We start from the raw sequence: 19010 nt of genomic DNA, 5'->3' as shown, positions 1-19010 counted from the left end.
GAGCGCGCATTGCTTAATGCGAGACCGGAGCGTAAGAGTCGTTAGAACTCTTACATCATCCTATGTCCTTCACGGCGTTTTGACACGGCTCCACGCCTAATTATCTGAAAAAAGGCAAGTTGCTCATGCGGCCGAACTCCCCGTTTCATACAATAGTTCAGCATCGTCCGTCGGGAGGGGACGCGTAATTGGACATCACCGCTTTTCTCCATTGGTTGAAGGACACGATGGCTTGCACGGGCCAAACGACAAAAAATCGGATTATCCGATTTCAGCAGCAAGGTGACTATCGACGGTTTCTGCAGGAATGGTCAGAAGCTTCGACAGCATCCCCGGAACTGAAGCCGGTTAAGCAAATGCGCATCATTCGTGCAATATCTTGTCAGCTCCCTGTCGAAGCAACTCTATCAGGCTTTTCCGGCGGCGTATGGATTGAGGACGACCGCCGTATTACCGTTCACACCGCAGCAAAAACCATGCCACTGGAAAAGGGCATCCCCTGGGGCGTACAGCAAATCAAGGCACCACTTGCCTGGAGCACGACGACCGGACACCGCATCAAAATCGGCGTCATCGATACCGGCGTAGACTTTAGTCATCCCGATCTCCGCCAATCGCTGTCGCGCGGCATTAACCTGCTCAACCGCAGCATGCTGCCCCATGATGACAACGGTCACGGCACGCACATCGCGGGTACAATCGCAGCTGCCAACCAGGTGCAAGGGATGATCGGCATCGCGCCGCGGGCACAAATTCTCCCGGTAAAAGCATTTGACCATAACGGAAGCGCCTTTGTATCCGACATTATTCTCGGCATCGATTGGTGCGTCCGCAACCGGGTCAACATTATTAACATGAGCTTTGGCATGAAGACACGCAGCAAAGCTCTCCTCAATGCGATAAACAACGCTTATAATGCCGGTGTTATCGTTGTTGCGTCTTCGGGCAACGACGGGAAACGCCGGACTGTCGATTACCCGGCCAGATATCCGCAGACGATCTCGGTCGGGGCAACAAACAAGCTGCGGCGCATCGCGCCGTTCAGCAACCGGGGTACGTTTATTGACATTTACGCGCCCGGCGACAAAATCTTTTCCGCTTGGCTCCGCGGCAAATATCACGAGATGAGCGGAACTTCGATGGCTACCTCCCATGTAAGCGGGGCCATCGCTTTGCTGCTTGCTCATAAGCCGGGATTGTCTCCCGCGGAGATTAAAGCGATTATGAAAAAATCGTACCTGCCGCTCCGAAGCACAAAGGCTCCCCGGTATACCGGGGAGATTGACGTAATGAAGATGTTGGGGGCGGCGGACCGATGAGATGAGTGAAGGACTTTGTTTGCCGTGAGGATACCGGCGGCGAACAATGCATCTCCCTCCGGTTGCTATTGTGTTCACTTTGCCAGAACAATGTTCACAGGATGCAAAGTGTACACAAAGGCAAGCGCTGCGCTCCTCCGGGAGATACATGGTCCTTGCCCGCACTCATCGGTCCTGTTTTAAGGGCGAAAAGAAACCGTTCCTGGGATTTCCCGGAACGGTTTCTTTGGTTTAGGGATACAGCGATTTGCTACGCTGTATTCAATGCAGGATGTTGGCCCTGTTTCAGCCAATGCCAATGTTGGGAGCTACGTTGGATCGAGTACATTATAATCGGGCTGAACCGGCTGATTAGTGCCTCTTATGATCGAATATACTGCATTAGATGCAATATATAAGGTACTGGGCATACATAGAGCTTAATATAGTGTATTCAATACAACGCACCTGAAAATCAGCCTCTGTAACAATAGCCGATAAGTTGCCGCCAAACGCAGCAAAGCCGCCAGCGAATGGCGGCTTTGCTTGTGTAAAGACCGAGCGGATTACATCCGCTCCGGTGCCGATACGCCAACGAGGCGGAGCGTGTTGGCGATAACGATGCGGACAGCGCCAAGCAACGCGATGCGCGCCTGGGTCTGAGCCACGTCTTCGGTAATGACGCGCTCGGCTTTGTAATAGCTGTGGAACTGCGAAGCTAGTTCATACACATAGCGGATCAGGCGATGCGGCGCGTATTGAGCCGCAGCTTCCGACACTTCCTGCGGCAGCTCGCCGAGCTTGCGAAGCAGGTCGAATTCGGCTTCGGACGAAAGCTTGCCGAAGTCGATGTCGCTGATCGGCAGGAGAGCAACGCTTTGCTCCTCCGCCTGGCGGAAGATGCTGCAAATGCGGGCATGCGCATATTGCACATAGAAGACCGGGTTCTCGTTCGAAGTCGAGATTGCCAGGTCCATATCGAAATCCAGATGCGAATCCATGCTGCGCATCGTGAAGAAATAACGAATGGCGTCTACGCCAACCTCGTCCATTAGATCCTGCATCGTAACGGCTTTGCCGGTACGCTTGGACATTTTCACTTTTTCGCCGTCCTGGAACAGGCTTACCATCTGAGCGATCAATACGACCAGCTTGTCAGGATCATTGCCAAGCGCAGCCATCGCAGCCTTCACGCGAGGAATATACCCATGGTGGTCGGCCCCCCAGATGTTGATCATTTTGTCGTAGCCGCGGCTGAATTTGTCTTGATGGTAAGCGATGTCCGGCGTCAAATACGTGTAGGAGCCGTCATTTTTCACAAGAACGCGGTTCTTGTCGTCGCCGTAAGGCATCGTCGACAGCCACGTAGCGCCTTCTTCCTCGTACACTTGGCCTTTGGCCTTGAGTGCCTCGAGCGCCTTTTCCACTCGACCGCTCTCATACAGCGAAGTTTCGCTGTACCAGATATCGAAGTTGACGCGGAAGCGTCCAAGGTCGCGTTTGATTTTGTCCAGTTCTTTTTCCAGTCCATATTGACGGAAGAATGCGAAGCGCTCTTCATTGGACAACGATAGAAGGTTGTCGCCTTTCTCTTCTGCAAGCAGCTTGCCAAAACCAACGATGTCTTCGCCATGGTAGCCGTCTTCCGGCATATCGGCGTCTTGTCCAAGCGCTTGGCGATAGCGCGCTTCAATCGAACGCGCCAGGTTGTTGACCTGGTTGCCCGCGTCATTAATATAGTACTCGCGGGTTACTTCATAACCTGCGAAGTCCAGCACGTTGCAAAGCGCATCGCCCACGGCCGCGCCGCGCGCATGGCCAAGGTGAAGGTTGCCTGTCGGATTCGCGCTGACGAATTCGACTTCCACGCGTTGGCCGGATCCTTCTTTTGTACGTCCGTAGTTGTCTCCAGAAGCTGTAATCTCGCCAATAACGGAATATAAGTAGCTTTTGTCCATGCGGAAGTTAATAAAGCCCGGGCCGGCAATCTCGGCCGATTGAATGCCGAACTTCTCGCCGTTCAGGTTGGCGATAATCGTCTCGGCGATTTGACGCGGGTTTTTCTTCGCCAGCTTGGTAAGCTGCATAGCCGCGTTTGTCGCCAGGTCGCCGTGCGCCTTATCCTTCGGCACCTCCAGCACAAAGGCAGGAAGCTCCTCGCGAGCCGCAAGACCGCCAGCTACCGCCGCGTCCGCAATCGCCTCCTTCACCTTCTCGTACATTTGCTCCAACACGTTCGTACTCATTGTTTCTCCTCCTGAATATGGAGCCGGTTAAGGAACCGGCCCGACAAATGTTCATTCATCCATAGTTCATACTGCCACTCAATCACGAATGGAGGTACTGCGGAAGACTGCTTCCCGCCGCCCTCTCCCTTGAGTTCAATAAATGCTGTTGCTGTCTCCATCTGAAACGATGTATAGGGAGAGCGGTAGTAGCCGTTTCTTCGCATTTCTCCGGGCACAAAAAGCTGCTCCGATTCAACGACGCCCCGGCGCGTGATCGACAGCTCGTCCTCCCGGTAACGCACAAGGGTCCGGATGGGAGAAGCACTTCCCTCCACCGGCTCTTCGTACCGGATATAAACCGTCCGTTCCTTCCGGAACCATTCCCCTGTATACGTATGTACGACGGACTCCCCATCCTGGGTGCTTGTCAGCGTAATTTTAACCGCCATTCTGTCTTGCATCGCAAAAGCTCCTATATCTCCAGTCTTCTCGTATGTTACTACTATATACAGGAAGCCCCGTAATTTCAACGATTGACGCTATTCCGGTAACTCCAGGTACGGAACAATTGCTTTCCAAGCCCCGATCCGGTCCTCCAAATTGCGCATCTTCTGCGTGGGAATGGGACTTGTCGAAGGCAATTTCAAAAGGGTAAGATGCTGCAGCGCCGGATGATCGCGGTAATATTTGCGGAACGTATCGTAAGCCTTGCCTCCATTAAAAGCAAAGCATTTCAGCCCGGGATACTTGCCCACCAAAGCAGGCAGATCATTGGGCTCCTCGTTTTTGATGTTTACGTCGAGACTGCCGGGCCGTTCGCAGGACTTAATCACGTCAAACACGGCCATATGATGATCCTGCAAAAAAGCAAGACGCTTCCCGTAATCCTCATCCGGTGCTCCAGCGCCAAACAAGCCATATACCATTCCCCAAAAATAATTGCGGGGATGACCGTAGAACTGCCGGTGCTCCAGCGACTTTACGCTTGGCGCCGTACCCAGCACCAATACTCGGGCCCGCTCGTCAATGACCGGCGGGAAAGAATAGATGCGCTCCGTTTGCTCTTGCTCCATATACCGTCCACTCCTTCTTAACTCCTGCATCAAAAATCTTCATTATGTATTCTACACCAGCAGCCCCTTAATAATAAAAAAGAGACGCCTAATTCGAGCAGCTTATTGAAAGCCGCGGGAGAAGGTCGTCTCTTTGCACGAAACGTTACTATTAATATTACTTCACAAGGTCTTCAACAAATTTAGGCAGAACGAATGCCGCTTTGTGAAGGCGCGGAGTATAGTACTTCGTTGGGATATCAGCGATGGAAGCCTCGTCCACTTCAAGCGGATCATACTTCTTGCTGCCCATTGTAAAGGTCCACAGACCGCTTGGGTAAGTCGGGATGTTAGCGCCGTATACGCGAACGATCGGGAATACTTCCTTCACGTCTTTGTTTACGCTTTGAATCAGGTCGGCCTTGAACCAAGGGTTGTCAGTTTGAGCCACGAAGATGCCGTCTTCCTTCAACGCTTCGTAGATGCCTTGGTAGAAGCCGCGCGTGAACAGGTTAGCCGCTGGGCCAACCGGCTCCGTGGAGTCAACCATGATGACATCGTAAGTATTTTTATGATCATGAATATGCATGAAGCCGTCGTTTACGAGCACTTCAACGCGAGGGTTGTCCAGCTCGCCTGCGATGGTCGGCAGGTATTTCTTCGAATACTCGATAACCTTGCCGTCGATATCAACGAGAACGGCTTTCTTCACTTTAGGATGCTTCATAATTTCACGGATAACGCCGCCGTCGCCGCCGCCTACTACAAGCACATGCTCCGGATTCGGATGCGTGAAGAGTACCGGATGGGCAACCATTTCGTGATACACGAACTCATCTTTAACCGTAGTCATGACCATACCGTCAAGAACCAGCATGGTGCCGAATTCTTCCGTTTCGATCATATCGAGCTGTTGAAACTCAGTTTGTTCATTTACATACGTCTTTGTAATCTTCGCCGTAATGCCGAAGTTCTCGGTTTGTTTTTCTGTATACCACAATTCCATTTCGATAAATCCCTTCTTTCCGTCAATGGTTCACCATGTATTATAGTAGTTCGGGGCGAAAAATCAACCTTTTCTGCTCGCTTCCATGAATATCGCCACCCACGTTTTTCCATACTAAGGAAAAGGTCGTTCTTGCGAAGGGAGCACCATCATGAAGAAGCAGCAGATCAGGCCGGGCAAGCCGCGCCGCAAATATGCTTTTCCTATTATAACCGAACGTTTTCTTCCTCATGTTATGAGGTTCAAAAAAAGCCTGCGCCTAACCGCAGCCATTTCCGCTGTCGTCGTGCTAGGCATCGTGTCCATGCTCCTCTATTTAAAGTTTCAATCTCTTCCGGTTACTTCGATTAGCCAATCCTCCCGCATGCTTGATCTGCAGGGGCAGGTGATTGATACGTTCCATACCGGAGAGAATCGCAGCTCCGTACCGCTCAAAGAAATTTCCCCTTACCTGGTGGAGGCGACGCTGGCGATCGAAGACCACCGCTTCTACGAGCACAAAGGGTTTGATATGAAAGGAATGGCCCGTGCCGTTCTGGTCAACGTGGAGACGATGTCGGCCAAGCAAGGAGCCAGCACGCTGACGCAGCAGCTCGCCCGCAACCTGTATCTCACTCATGAGAAGACATGGCAGCGCAAGCTGAAGGAAGCCATGTATACGGTCCAGCTGGAGATGAATTACTCCAAAGATGAGATTCTGAGCCTTTACCTGAATCAGATCTATTACGGTCATGGCGCCTACGGAATTGAAGCGGCTTCCCAGCTGTATTTCAAAAAGCATGCCTCGCAGTTAACGCTTGCGGAAAGCGCGATGCTGGCCGGCATTCCGAAAGGGCCCAAATACTATTCGCCGTTTATGGATATGAAAAACGCGAAAGACCGCCAGCTGACCATTCTGCATGCCATGACCGAATCCGGCGACATTACGCAGGAGCAAGCGGATGCGGCTTATAAGGAAGTCTTAAGCTTCCAGCCGCTAGGTTCCGGCGAGCAGGCAGGTTTTGCTCCCTATTTCCGCGACTATATCCGTTACATAGCCGTCGATAAGCTGGGCATCAATGAACAGCTATTTAATGAAGGCGGCGTTACGATTTATACAACGCTGGACTCTTCCGCGCAACGTGCCGCGGAGGATGCCGTCAAGAATGGCCTTGCCGGCAGCGAAGAGCAGCAAGCGGCGCTTGTTTCTATTGACCCGCGCAACGGGTATATAAAAGCAATGGTCGGCGGACGCGACTACAGGGCGAATCAGTTCAACCGGGCGCTTGCCGAAACCCGCCAGCCCGGATCCTCGTTCAAGCCGGTGCTGTATCTGACGGCGCTGCACAGCGGCTTTATGACGCCGGTCACCCGGTTCAAGAGCGAGCCAACGGCTTTTACCTACGATGAAGGACGAAAAAAGTATGAGCCGCATAACTATAACGACAAATACTTTAACGACTTCATTGATATGCGCACAGCGGTTGCGAGCTCGGATAACATATACGCCGTGAACACCATTATGACGGTGGGCGCCGACCGCGTTATCGAGACGGCCCGCAAGCTGGGCATTACAAGCCCGATGAATCCGGTTCCTTCCCTGGCGCTTGGCACCTTCCCGGTTAGTCCGCTTGAGATGGCTTCCGCATTTTCCGTTATTGCAAACGGCGGCGTAAAGGTAGAGCCTGTTGCGATCTTGCGCATCACCGATAAGAGCGGACATATTATATATGAAGCGGAGCATCACGAAGAGCAGGTAATTAATCCGGCGGAAGCTTACGTGATGACCAGTCTAATGGAGAGCGTGTTCGAGGGAGGCGGTACGGCTAACCGGGTTTCTTCCATTATTAAGAGACCGGTAGCCGGCAAGACGGGGACCACCTCAACGGATGCCTGGCTGGTCGGCTATACGCCGGAGCTGGCGACCGCCGTCTGGGTAGGGTATGACAAGAACCGCAAGCTTACCGTAACCGAAGCGCACCGCGCGGCTCCAATCTTTGCCCAGTTCACCGAGCAGGCGCTATCTGCCATTCCGCCTAAGATCTTTCCGATTCCGGACGGCGTCGTTAACGTATATGTCGATCCGACGAGCGGCAAGCTAGCAGCAGCCACCTGCGCGAACAAACGGCTTGAATCCTTTGTGGCGGGCACGGAACCTACCGAGGTTTGCGGCGGACCTGCGGCGAAAGATGCCCCTGCGGACAAGGCGACCAAGGATAACAGCCGAACCTGGTGGAATGATCTGAAGCGCTGGTGGAAGAATTAGCATGTCCTGGAATCAAAATTTGTCCGAAATATGATCAAAAAGTGAAATTTCTTTGAACAAACGTCATATACTGTGGTATAGTAGAACCAAGAAGTAAGCACTTACAAACTTTATGGGAGTGTTTCAGATGGCTACGAAAACTGCAACGGTAAGCAATGTAAAGTCGGATTCGGAAGTAACAGCTGCAAGCGTGAAACGTCTCGTTACTCTAATGACTATATTTGCATGGACATGTTTGACAGTAGGTGTGTTGTTATGCCTAATCAAAATCAGCCACTTTAGTGATAAGAATACAACTCTGATGGTTGGTGTCGGGTGCCTTGTCGGCAGCGTATTTATTTATACGATCGGCACAGCTATCGGTTTGGTCCATGCTAGAATCCAACAAGCAAAAGAAGACGAGCAAAACGACGACCCATCCAATCCTATTTTGTGAAGTCAAATCCGCTTTTAAAGAGCCGCCTTTTCGTCAATATTGACGGGAGGCGGCTTTTTTGTGTTTTATTTCCAAGGAAAAAAGGTACAGTTGTCAATATAGTGAACTTTCTTTTACAGAAAAAAGACGAATTGTTGTCGTAATTGTTAAGCCGGCAGTTATTTTGAGCGACTTCTGCTAATCTTAATGACAAGAAGCAATGAAGCAATATTGAGGAGTTGAAACAAATCATGAGAAAGTACATTCGCTTTCTGGTTCCGTTGATGATTATGATGATAGCCGTTATGCTGTCCGGCTGCAGCGACCAATACGTTGTCCTCGATCCTAAGGGGCCAATCGGCGAATCGCAAAAAGATCTCATCTGGATCACTATCTGGCTGTGTGCGATCATTCTCGTTCCGGTCCTGATCCTGACTGCGATTATCGTGTGGCGTTATCGCGATAAGAAAGACAACAAAGCCGGCTACCAGCCTAACTGGGAGCACAGCACAAAGCTGGAGACGATTTGGTGGGCGATCCCAATCATCATTATCGCTATTCTAGCGACGGTGACGATCAAATACACGTATGATCTCGAACCAAGCAAACCGCTTGAGTCGGCTAAACAGCCGGTTACAATCGAAGCAACATCTCTCGACTGGAAATGGCTTTTCACTTATCCGGATGAAGGCATTTCCACTGTTAACTATCTTCAAATTCCGGAGGATACGCCAATTCGCTTCCGCGTAACGGCGGACCAAGCGATGAACTCCTTCTGGATTCCGCAGCTTGGCGGTCAAATCTACGCGATGAGCGGCATGGCTATGACCTTGTACCTGCAGGCTGACGAGGTTGGCGACTTCCTTGGCATGGGCGCAAACTTCACGGGCGAGCAATTCGCGAAAATGACGTTTAACGTTAAATCGACTTCCGATGCGGATTACCGCGCTTGGGTAGACAGCGTGAAGCAAACGGCGCCTGCTCTTACGGAGGAAGGCTTTAAAGAATTGAAACTGCCAGGTTCGTCCGAACAGCAATCCTTCTCGGCATTCCCGAAAGGCTTGTTCGATCAAGTCGTTATGCAATACGTTGGACCAAACGGAGTTCCCGCTCCTAATTCCGGCAAGAAATCGGGACCTGTTCATGATGCAGAGGGCGGGCATGACACGCAGTCGCCTACCACTACTGATGAAGCTAAATCATAATGTAAGGAAAGGAGATGCACTATGTTTAAAGAATTTTGGGATTTCCTGATGAATGACTTTTTCATCACGGGCGATCCGCTCATCCTGGGTGCCCAGGTTTCCATTGGTCTTTCCATGGTAGCGATCGTCATTGCTCTGACTTACTTTAAAAAATGGCGCTGGTTGTGGACCGAATGGCTGACAACCGTCGATCATAAAAAAATCGGTATTATGTACGTTATCGCAGCGCTTCTCATGCTATTCCGCGGGGGCGTCGACGCCCTTCTGATCCGTACTCAGCTTGCCGTACCGCAATTAGAGTTCCTGCATGCAGGTCACTATAATGCGATCTTTACAACCCACGGCGTTATCATGATCTTGTTCATGGCGATGCCTCTCATGTTCGGTTTGTTCAATATCGTTGTGCCGCTCCAGATAGGCGCGCGCGACGTAGCGTTCCCTTACCTGAACTCCCTCAGCTTCTGGCTCTTCTTCTTCGGCGCCATGCTGTTTAACGTATCGTTCGTTATCGGGGGTTCGCCTGATGCGGGCTGGCTGGCTTATCCGCCGCTGTCCGAGCTTTCCGGCAGTCCTGGTCTCGGCCAAGACTTCTATATTTGGGGTATTCAGATTTCCGGTATCGGTTCCCTCGCGTCCGGTATCAACTTCGTTGTCACAATCCTGAAGATGCGTGCGCCGGGTATGAAGCTGATGCAAATGCCGATGTTCACCTGGTCCGTATTGTCGTCTTCCATTACGATCATGTTCGCATTCCCGATTCTGACGGTTACGCTGTTCCTTCTGTTCATCGACCGTTACTTGGGCGCTCACTTCTTCACGCTTGACGGCGGGGGCAACCCGATGATGTACGTCAACTTGATATGGATGTGGGGTCACCCGGAAGTATATATCGTTATTTTGCCGGCCTTCGGGGTATTCTCGGATGTCGTATCCACCTTCTCGAAGAAAAAACTGTTCGGCTACAAGTCCATGGTATTCGCTCTTATGTCGATCAGCTTCTTCTCGTTCTTTACTTGGCTTCACCACTTCTTCACCATGGGCTCCGGCGCCGACGTCAACGCGTTCTTCGCGGTTACGACGATGCTGATTGCCATACCGACCGGTGTAAAAGTGTTCAACTGGCTGTTTACGATGTTCCGAGGAAGGATTACCTTCAGTCAGCCAATGCTCTGGACCATTGCCTTTATACCGTGTTTCGTCGTCGGCGGTATGACGGGGGTTATGCTCTCGGTTGCGCCTGCTGACTTCCAGTTCCATAACAGTTACTTCCTGATTGCGCACTTCCACCAAGTGCTCATCGGCGGCGTTGTATTTGGTTACTTCGCAGGCCTGTACTACTGGTGGCCAAAAATGTTCGGCTTCAAGCTGCATGACGGCCTTGGCAAATGGGCGTTCTGGCTGTGGAATATCGGCTTCTATGTCTGCTTCATGCCGCAGTACGCGCTTGGTCTGATGGGTATGACGCGTCGTTTCAACGAATACAACTTCGACCTTGGCTGGCAGCCGCTTAACATCGTTTCGACGGTGGGCGCCTTCATCATGGGTCTGGGCTTTATTTTCCAAGTGTGGCAGATCGCGCACAGCATCAAGTTCCTGAAGAAAGAAAAATCCGGAGACGCATGGGGCGAAGGCCGTACGCTCGAATGGTCGATTCCATCGCCGGCTCCGATGTACAACTTCGCGCATCTTCCTGAGGTTACAAGCTCGGATGAATGGTGGGAAGAGAAACAGCGCCGTGCGAAAGGTATTCAACCTAAACAGCCTGGTCCGCTGGAACCGATTCATATGCCGAAAAACTCGGGTATTCCGTTCATTATGTCTGTGTTCTTCTTCATCGCCGGCTTTGGCTTTGTATGGCACTGGACTTGGATGATTGTTCCTGGCCTGATCGGCGTTGCTTGCTGCATGTTCGCCCGTTCCTTCGATTATGACCCGGATTATTACATTCCGGTTGACGAGATTGAACGTACGGAAGCAGCTTTAAAGGGGGTACGGTAAATGGCACACACAGTGACGCCTCATGGCGGCCATGGTCATAACGATCACGGCCACCATGATGATCATCACGATCATGAATCGATTAAGGTTCTTGGCTTCTGGATGTTTCTTATAACCGACGTTATCTTGTTCGGTACGCTGTTCGCGACGTTCTCCGTCCTGCACAACAGCACAAACGGCGGTCCTACGCCGCATGAGATGTTCGAAATGCCTGGCGTAATCGCCGAAACGTTTATCTTGTTAACATCAAGCTTCACGAGCGGTATCGCTGTTCTTCAAATGCACAAGGGCAACAAAAAAGGCCTGATCGGCTGGCTGATCGTTACGGCTTTGCTTGGCGCATCGTTTATTTTCCTTGAAGTATCCGAGTTTCTCAAAATGGTCGACGAAGGCGTTACGATCGGTACAAGCGGTTACTGGTCCGCATTCTTCACCCTGGTAGGCACTCACGGACTTCACGTTTCGGTTGGTCTTTGCTGGATGGTTGGCCTGATGATTCAGATCGGCAAACGCGGTATCAATTCGGTTACCAAACGCAAAGTTACCATTGTCAGCTTGTATTGGCACTTTCTTGACGTTGTGTGGATCTTCGTCCTCACGGTCGTTTACTTGATGGGGGTGATGTAGGATGGCCAACCCTAACACGCATGGACACGGGCATGACGAGCATGAATCCCATGGCTCGATGAAATCCTATGTCATCGGTTTTGTTATCTCCATTGTGCTTACGATTCTGCCGCTAGTTGTTGTATTGAACGATATGATGGACAAAACGCCAACATTGATCTTTATTCTGATCATGGCGGTCCTGCAGTTCGTCGTTCAGCTCTTCTTCTTCATGCATCTTCGCGAAGAGAAGAAGCCGCGCTACAACGTTATGGCGCTTATCTTCGGTCTTGTCATCCTGGTCACGATCATCGCTGGATCGATCTGGATTATGGCTTACAATACCGTAGGTTAATAAGCAAGAAGCCCGGGTCTTCTCCTAGAGAAGCACCCGGGCTTTTTTTCGTTCCGAACGCTATGGTATGATTACGTGTAGAACGATAGGACAAACATCCTCAGAGGAGGCTTTTTAACGATGTTTAAACGCAATAAAAGGTTGCCGTTGCTTGTATTGCTTACGGCGGCTTTACTGCTCGTCCTTGCCGGCTGCGGCGGCGGCAGCAAGACCAGCTCCAATAATAACGGCACAAGCGGCTCCGGGGCCGCTAACGCAACGGCAACGCCGGAAGCAACAGAGCCGCCTCAGCCGGACAAGCTGCTTGGCTCCGACAAGCATCCTGTCGTAACGGTCGAGATGGATAACGGAAAGACCTTCAAGGTTGAGCTGTACCCGGAGATTGCTCCAAATACCGTCAACAACTTCGTTTCGCTTGTGAAAAAAGGCTTCTATGACGGCACGATCTTCCATCGCGTGATCCCCGGCTTTATGATTCAGGGCGGCGATCCCGAAGGCACGGGCATGGGAGGCCCTGGCTACGGCATTAAGGGCGAGTTCATGAGCAACGGCTTCCAGAACGATCTGTTACATACGCGCGGCGTAATCTCCATGGCACGCTCCGGAGATCCCGATTCCGCAGGCTCCCAGTTCTTCGTCATGGTTGCCGATGCCCCATCGCTCGACGGCGATTACGCGGCATTCGGCAAAGTAACCGAAGGTATGGACACGGTGGATGAGATTGTCAATCAGGAAACCGAGAAGACGGGTGAAGGCTCCCGTCCGGTTAAACCGATGGCGATTAAAAAGGCGACGGTCGATACAAAAGGCATGACTTTTGCCGAGCCTGAAAAGGTAAATAAATGAGAAAAGGGAATTCCTCGCAACATGTGAGGAACTCCCTTTTTCAATGGGATTAAAAGCCTCGCTTTTCTACCTCTATCTCTTGCGGCAGAACAAGCGTCAGCTCCTGATTGATGTTCTCCGAACCAATGGAGCCATCCTTATGCTCGAAGCTATTAATAAGAACGTACATGGTGCTGCCTACCGTGCTTGTTGCTACCATCTTTTCCGGCTGCTTAAGCGGCTTGGGCGCCCAGTACTGCACTTGCCCGAGAAGCTGTACGGCGCGAACCTCTCCTTGGTCGAGCTGAATCGGACGAAGCGACTGTACGACGATCTTCTTGATACCGTCCGGTACCTTTACCGGATCCGATTGCACGATAGCCGTACGTTCCGTCATTTGCAGCTGGTCACGCACTTCCCCAAGCAGTCCCGTCGAAGTAAAAGAGGCCATAAGCAGGCTGCCTGCCCCGATAACCGCCACATAGAACATACTCATCCAGTCGTAACGCATAACCGGCCGTTCTTTCCCCGACAGCTTGAGATGAATAAGAAGCTCCGCTCCAAGCAGGATAAAAACGACGGGCGCTACCCACAGCAGCGTATTCAGCGCATCTGTACCGCTCCAAATCGATATGGCAATGGAAACGCCGATCAGGAGCAGCGTAATGCCCATAGACAGCGAGCCTACCCGCCATTCTCTCATCGGTCTCCCTCCTCTTCTCTCATCATCTCCGCGGGATGAGGCGGAAGAGGAGCTGGCGCCGAATAAGATTTTCTGCTGCCGCTGCCAAACACTAGCCGGAAGCCGAGTGCAATCATCAGGAAAGCGACGATGGCTGTTGGCAGATTATATTTCAGTTTTACATACTCGGCATAGATTCCTGGCCATGTCTGCGAGATATAACCGCCCATTACCCGGTCACCCAAATAATAAATGCCTAGCAGCAAAAGGCCAATTCCGATCCACTTCTGATATGGGGCAAGCTGAGCGACTACCGCTTCGTCGTGGAGCTCGCCGCGTTCATAACGCGACATCTGCTGCATGGAATCGAAGAAGGCATAGAACCAGAGCAGCGGCATGAGGAACAAGAAGATCGACAGCCGCAGCGAATCCATCAAATAGATGGCGATAAGGAACCCGCCCATCAGCTGGAGGCCCCGCTTCTGCAGGCCCAGATACAGATGTCCCGCTCCCGGGAAGAGCGACAGGATCGCGGCCAGCACTTTATTTTTTCGGCCGGTTCCCATATGGTTCTCAATCTCCTCGAACAGCGGACGGTCGCTAAGCTCTTCTCCGCGCTGCTTCTTGTGAAGCTGCTGAATCGCATCAAAAATGCTGTAGATCCAGATCACCGGAAGCCCTAGCAGAAATACCAAAAAAGCGGCAGTATTCGTCACGACTCCGATAAAAACCACAACCGCGAACAGTCCAAGGAAAGCAACCAGGAACGTGATGCCGCGCTGCATAAGACCAAGCGACATATGACCGAGACCCGGAATAAGGGACAGCATCACGGTGCTTGTCTTCTCCCTTTGCTGCTCGTACGCCATGTAGCCCGGATCAAACGGGATATCTCCCCGCTCGCTGTAAGGCGCCACAGGCGGCTTTGGAGACAGCAGCGTCACGACCATATCGATCATATTAATTAGCCAGCTGAGAGCGGCCGTGAAGAGGAAGAAGAGGCCGATATCCCCTCCGTCCCCGGATTGTATAGCGATAAACAAAAGCAATAAGGAGCCAAAGAACCCTCCTCCATACAGCAGGCAGCGAAACGGACGCCCCAAGTAGGCATGCCCGACGCCCGGAATAAAGGACAGCAATAAAGCGACTACCGGATTTTTTGACATTTCGTCTTTCCTCTCCTCCATCAATCATTCTTACTTATTTGAAACGGTCTTTCTCCAGCTTATCGAACCAGGAAGAAGTACGCGTGACCATCCGGTCGGACCATGTTGGCCCTTGAGGCTGCTTCGCGTCCTTCTCGATCGTTTGCTCCGTAGTGGCGGAATGGGAATCCATCTCCCCCAGCTTGGCGGACAGTCCGCTAAAGGTTCCCGTGCCGAGCAGCAGCAGCGTAATGGCCGCCGCGGCAGTAAAGTGAACTATGGGACGCTGCAGGAAAGACTGGCGGCGGGCAGGCTCCGCCCGCATAATCGGGTTCTTTCTTGCCGACTCGGCGAGCAAAATATCGATAACCCGCTTCCCCAGCTTTTTCATATCCGGAATGACAGCCCTTGCCTCTGCCGGTCCATCGGATGCCGGATTCGATTCCCCAGCCTCCGATGCCTCTATCGCATTCATAAAAAGCACCATACACGGCTCGCATGCCGCGATATGCAGCTCGATCTTCACCCGTTTATGTTCAGCCTGTTCATCATGGATATAAGCGGTCAGATCTGCTGCCGTTACATGTTCCTTCCACTCCTGCTCATTCATTCGAAGTCCTCCTTCCGCCAATGCCGCTTGATCCAGTTACGTGCCCGGTAGAGCCTCGACTCTACGCTTTTTTTCTCAAGTCCGGTCTGAACCGCGATCTCCTCGTACGATTTGTTCTCCATATAATAAGCGGTCACGACTTCCCGATAATTGTCCGGCAGCTGTTCCACCTGCTCGCGCACCTGCCGCTGCTCTTCGCGGTCTATAACCGCTGTCTCCACGGCCAGCCCGCGGTCTGCCATCATCCCTTCCGCCTCAAGCCCCGTCAAGCTGTCCACCAGCTCCTCGGGCTTGCGCATCCGGCTTCTCTTCCAATCAATCGCCTTATTGACGGCTATGCGGGTAATCCACGTCTTGAAGCCGTCCATTCGGAACTCCGGGAGGGAGCGATAGATTTGCAGCAGCGCTTCCTGCGTCACGTCCTCCGCATCATGCGGCGAACGGATGACAGCAAACACGGTTCGATAGAGATAGGGCCCATATTCGTCTACAAAAGTCTGAAACGCCGCAGGACCGCCGTTCTTGATGGCCGTGATCCATTGTTCGTCTTGTATCTCGCTCTCCTCCCTTCCCGCTACAATAGACGACAGCTTCGCTCTCAACCCCTGCGCATCTTCAAAAAAAAGTTTTCAAGAAAAAAACCGGGGATCGCGCGGCCATCCGCCTTACGATCCCCGGTTATTGAATTCACTGCTTACGCCAAAGCTTCCTTAAGCTCTTCAGGCGAATTATTCCACCATTCTTCATTATGTTCGGCCAGAAGCTTGCGGTAAGCCGCCTTCTCTTCCGCATCCAGCTCTTCAAGCTTGTACTTGCGTTTAATCGCGGCATCCAGCTTGTTCACGTGATCAGCAAGAATTTTCCAGCCGCGGCGCGCTTCGGTATCGATCCACATCTCGCAGGCCGTAGCCCCCGCATAATACGAACCTGTCTCGCCTCGTTCAACGGCAGTCCATACGATCCAGCATTTGCGGCCGTTCGGGCAGTCTTCTTTATTCGGACTGAACTTGATGCCCCGCTCCACCTTGCTCTTCGCATGCATCGCCCCGTCATCGATATAGGCCACGCCATTATCAATAATGACGCAGGATACTGCGCTTAAATCTATCGTTCCGGCTCCAAAGCCTTTATGTTGTTTGTTGCTCACTACGTTAAGAGAGAGGGACTTCTTCTCTTTTTTTTCCGGCTCTGCCGGCTGTCCTTGCTGTTCCGTCATAGCTCTTCCACCTTCCCCGTACAATAATTCCATTTTAGCTAATAATCCGCGAAAAGCAAACATATACATGCTATAGATGCTTGTCACGGGAGGGAATTGTATCATGTCTCCACGCTACGTCAAACGATTGTTGCTGTTTACGCTTACCGCCGTCCTGCTCGGCCTCTCCATCCAGCAGGGCTTCGGCCGCGCTTGGCAATCCCAATATACTTATGCACTCGCCCCTGCCGCCAATGCAGCGACCGATTCTGCGCCAAAATCGGCCAAGCCGCCAGCCTCGTCCCAACCCGACAACGTGGCTCCGAAACCGCAGGCGCTTAGCAAGCGGATCACCGAGTACCATATCAACGTATCGCTTCGCGACGATATCCGGTATCTCGACGGCCAGCAGACCGTCACCTGGACGAACCCGGGCAAAAAGACGGTGTCCGAGCTGTATTTCCACCTCTATCCGAACGCCTTCATGTCGGACAAAACTACGTTTATGAAGGAATCCGGCGGAAAGCTGCGCTCGGATAAAGCAACCGAAGCAAGCCAGGGCTACATGAAGCTGCTTACGCTGGAGACGACGGAAGGGGAAAGCCTGCTTCCGCGGCTGCATTATGTTCAGCCCGATGACAACAATCCGAATGACTTTACGCTGGCCAAGCTTAAGCTGCCCGAACCGGTTGCCCCCGGCAAGTCGGTTACCCTAGAGATGGGCTTTGAGGTGAAGCTGCCCGAAGTATTCGCTCGCATGGGCTACTCCGGCAATTACGTGATGGCGGGCCAATGGTTCCCTAAGCTGGCCGTGTACGAGACAGCGGGGACAAGAGGCCGCACCACAGAGGGCTGGAACACGCATCAGTACCACGGCAACTCCGAGTTTTACAGCGACTTCGGCATATATTCCGTCCGCATCCAGGTGCCAGAATCCTATACCGTTGCAGCAACGGGATTTCAGACGAAGGCTGTAGAGAAAAAGGACAACCGGGCGTTCTATCAGTTCTACGCCGATGACGTGCATGACTTCGCCTGGGCCGCCTCCCCGGACTTTATCTATTATGAAGACACCTTATCCGGCCCGGGCATTCCGGGTGTACGTATCAAGCTTTATCTGGATCCTGCGCATAAGGATTTGAAGGACAGGTATATGCATGCCGCCAAATCTGCGCTCTCCAAATACGGGCAATGGTATGGCGAGTACCCGTACTCGACCTTATCGGTTGTAGTCCCTCCTAAGGGAGCTAACGGCTCCGGAGGAATGGAATATCCGACACTCGTCACGGCTTTCGCCGCCGAGACGGACAATCCGGGCTACAGTCTAGAGAGGACCGTCGTGCATGAGGTCGGGCATCAATACTGGTACGGCATGGTAGCCTCGAATGAATTCGAAGAAGCCTGGCTCGACGAAGGTTTTACCTCCTATGCGGAAGACAAGGTTATGGCCAGCGAATACGGCATCGAAGCCAACCTGCCGCTGGAAGCGAGCTATATGACGGATCCCGCTCCGCTGAAGCAGCCATCCTGGGCTTATCCGAGCAATAACGTCTATGCCGAGAATGTGTACATGCGGGCAAAGCTCGTACTGATTGGCATCGAGAAGCAAGTCGGCGAGAAAATGATGCAGAAGATTATGCGAACCTACTTCCAGAAATATAAGTTCAAGCATCCAACCACCACCGACTTCCAGCGCGTTGTAGAGCAGGTGACCAAGCAGAAGTGGAACAATTACTTCGACCAATATGTCTACGGCAATCAGATGGCGGACGTATCCGTAGAGTCCATTAATGTCCATCCGGTAGAGCAAGATGGAACGCGGATGTATGAATCGGTTGTCTCTCTTCAGCGCAACGGCGGTTATTACGGTCCGGTTCCGGTTGTCCTGAAGTTCAAGGACGGCACCATTGTTCCGAAGTCCTGGGATCCGACAGAGGCTCAAGTTCAGTACAAAGTTGTCCATAGCTCTCCGCTCGAATGGGTTGCTGTCGATCCGCAGCATACAAACGTACTCGACAATAAGCATATCAACGACTATATGAAGGCCGACTTATCTGAGGTCACACGTACCCGTTGGAGTCTTGGTACTTCTAACGTCATTCAAGGTCTGCTCGGATTATTGGGCTGGTGAGAAAACCTCTATCG

The 19010-nt window shown here is 52.1% G+C and carries 18 protein-coding genes; 9 read left to right on the top strand and 9 right to left on the bottom strand.

The genetic code is table 11. The features are described 5' to 3' along the window. The first annotated feature begins 188 nt into the window (after window positions 1-188). Window positions 189-1319: a S8 family peptidase gene (locus WFJ73_RS31620; RefSeq protein WP_336776778.1), complete on the top strand. Its 1131-nt coding sequence runs from the start codon at window positions 189-191 to the stop codon at window positions 1317-1319. 545 nt (window positions 1320-1864) lie between these two features. On the opposite strand, the gene argS is transcribed toward WFJ73_RS31620, so the two are convergent. From argS to speE, 4 genes are all read right to left on the bottom strand, one after another. Next, complete coding sequence (gene argS / locus WFJ73_RS31615) at window positions 1865-3544, bottom strand: arginine--tRNA ligase (RefSeq protein ID WP_336776777.1); 1680 nt, start codon at window positions 3542-3544, stop codon at window positions 1865-1867. After that, a complete protein-coding gene (locus tag WFJ73_RS31610; protein ID WP_336776776.1) occupies window positions 3541-3987 on the bottom strand; it encodes a DUF1934 domain-containing protein in 447 nt (148 codons plus the stop codon). The genes argS and WFJ73_RS31610 overlap by 4 nt, the downstream gene beginning before the upstream one ends. Before the next feature lie 78 nt (window positions 3988-4065). Further along, window positions 4066-4599 (bottom strand): DNA-deoxyinosine glycosylase, encoded by a 534-nt coding sequence (locus WFJ73_RS31605; protein WP_336776775.1) that lies wholly within the window; start codon window positions 4597-4599, stop codon window positions 4066-4068. Window positions 4600-4756: 157 nt separating this feature from the next. Further along, window positions 4757-5584: a polyamine aminopropyltransferase gene (speE, locus tag WFJ73_RS31600; RefSeq protein WP_127497841.1), complete on the bottom strand. Its 828-nt coding sequence runs from the start codon at window positions 5582-5584 to the stop codon at window positions 4757-4759. A 151-nt stretch (window positions 5585-5735) separates the two neighbouring features. On the opposite strand from speE, the gene WFJ73_RS31595 reads away from it, so the two are divergent. The 7 genes from WFJ73_RS31595 (at window position 5736) to WFJ73_RS31565 (ending at window position 13254) form a co-directional block, all read left to right on the top strand. Next, on the top strand, window positions 5736-7829 hold the full coding sequence (locus WFJ73_RS31595; protein WP_336776774.1) for a transglycosylase domain-containing protein: 2094 nt from the start codon (window positions 5736-5738) through the stop codon (window positions 7827-7829). A 127-nt stretch (window positions 7830-7956) separates the two neighbouring features. Then, entirely contained in the window at window positions 7957-8265 is a 309-nt protein-coding gene (locus WFJ73_RS31590; RefSeq protein WP_336776773.1) for a hypothetical protein, read from the top strand. 230 nt (window positions 8266-8495) lie between these two features. Further along, window positions 8496-9449, top strand: coding sequence for a ubiquinol oxidase subunit II (cyoA, locus tag WFJ73_RS31585; RefSeq protein ID WP_336776772.1), 954 nt, complete (start codon window positions 8496-8498; stop codon window positions 9447-9449). Between the two features lie 21 nt (window positions 9450-9470). Beyond that, window positions 9471-11447 carry a cbb3-type cytochrome c oxidase subunit I gene (locus WFJ73_RS31580; protein WP_336776771.1) on the top strand — a complete coding sequence of 659 codons (1977 nt, stop codon included), beginning with the start codon at window positions 9471-9473 and terminating at the stop codon, window positions 11445-11447. Further along, window positions 11448-12074: a cytochrome o ubiquinol oxidase subunit III gene (cyoC, locus tag WFJ73_RS31575; RefSeq protein ID WP_336776770.1), complete on the top strand. Its 627-nt coding sequence runs from the start codon at window positions 11448-11450 to the stop codon at window positions 12072-12074. A 1-nt stretch (window position 12075) separates the two neighbouring features. Further along, window positions 12076-12408 carry a cytochrome o ubiquinol oxidase subunit IV gene (cyoD, locus tag WFJ73_RS31570; RefSeq protein ID WP_012772127.1) on the top strand — a complete coding sequence of 111 codons (333 nt, stop codon included), beginning with the start codon at window positions 12076-12078 and terminating at the stop codon, window positions 12406-12408. A 120-nt stretch (window positions 12409-12528) separates the two neighbouring features. After that, a complete protein-coding gene (locus WFJ73_RS31565) occupies window positions 12529-13254 on the top strand; it encodes a peptidylprolyl isomerase (RefSeq protein ID WP_336776769.1) in 726 nt (241 codons plus the stop codon). Window positions 13255-13303: 49 nt separating this feature from the next. Here the strand turns inward: WFJ73_RS31565 and WFJ73_RS31560 are convergent, their stop codons facing one another. The 5 genes from WFJ73_RS31560 to WFJ73_RS31540 form a co-directional block, all read right to left on the bottom strand. After that, window positions 13304-13936, bottom strand: coding sequence for a hypothetical protein (locus tag WFJ73_RS31560; protein ID WP_336776768.1), 633 nt, complete (start codon window positions 13934-13936; stop codon window positions 13304-13306). Beyond that, entirely contained in the window at window positions 13933-15081 is a 1149-nt protein-coding gene (locus WFJ73_RS31555; protein ID WP_336776767.1) for a hypothetical protein, read from the bottom strand. Before WFJ73_RS31555 ends, WFJ73_RS31560 begins: the two co-directional genes overlap by 4 nt. A 34-nt stretch (window positions 15082-15115) precedes the next feature. After that, window positions 15116-15670 (bottom strand): hypothetical protein, encoded by a 555-nt coding sequence (locus tag WFJ73_RS31550; protein WP_336776766.1) that lies wholly within the window; start codon window positions 15668-15670, stop codon window positions 15116-15118. Beyond that, complete coding sequence (locus WFJ73_RS31545) at window positions 15667-16272, bottom strand: RNA polymerase sigma factor (RefSeq protein WP_336776765.1); 606 nt, start codon at window positions 16270-16272, stop codon at window positions 15667-15669. The genes WFJ73_RS31550 and WFJ73_RS31545 overlap by 4 nt, the downstream gene beginning before the upstream one ends. 92 nt (window positions 16273-16364) lie before the next feature. Continuing rightward, window positions 16365-16886, bottom strand: coding sequence for a YwhD family protein (locus tag WFJ73_RS31540; protein ID WP_127497819.1), 522 nt, complete (start codon window positions 16884-16886; stop codon window positions 16365-16367). A gap of 103 nt (window positions 16887-16989) precedes the next feature. Here WFJ73_RS31540 and WFJ73_RS31535 point away from each other — a divergent pair, with 103 nt between their 5' ends. Further along, window positions 16990-18996, top strand: coding sequence for a M1 family metallopeptidase (locus WFJ73_RS31535; RefSeq protein ID WP_336776764.1), 2007 nt, complete (start codon window positions 16990-16992; stop codon window positions 18994-18996). The last annotated feature ends 14 nt before the right edge of the window (window positions 18997-19010 follow it).

This window comes from Paenibacillus sp. MMO-58, assembly GCF_037146255.1.
Taxonomy (GTDB): domain Bacteria; phylum Bacillota; class Bacilli; order Paenibacillales; family Paenibacillaceae; genus Pristimantibacillus.
The sequence above is the reverse complement of the archived record's forward strand: the minus strand, read 5'-3'. Positions and strand labels throughout refer to the sequence as shown.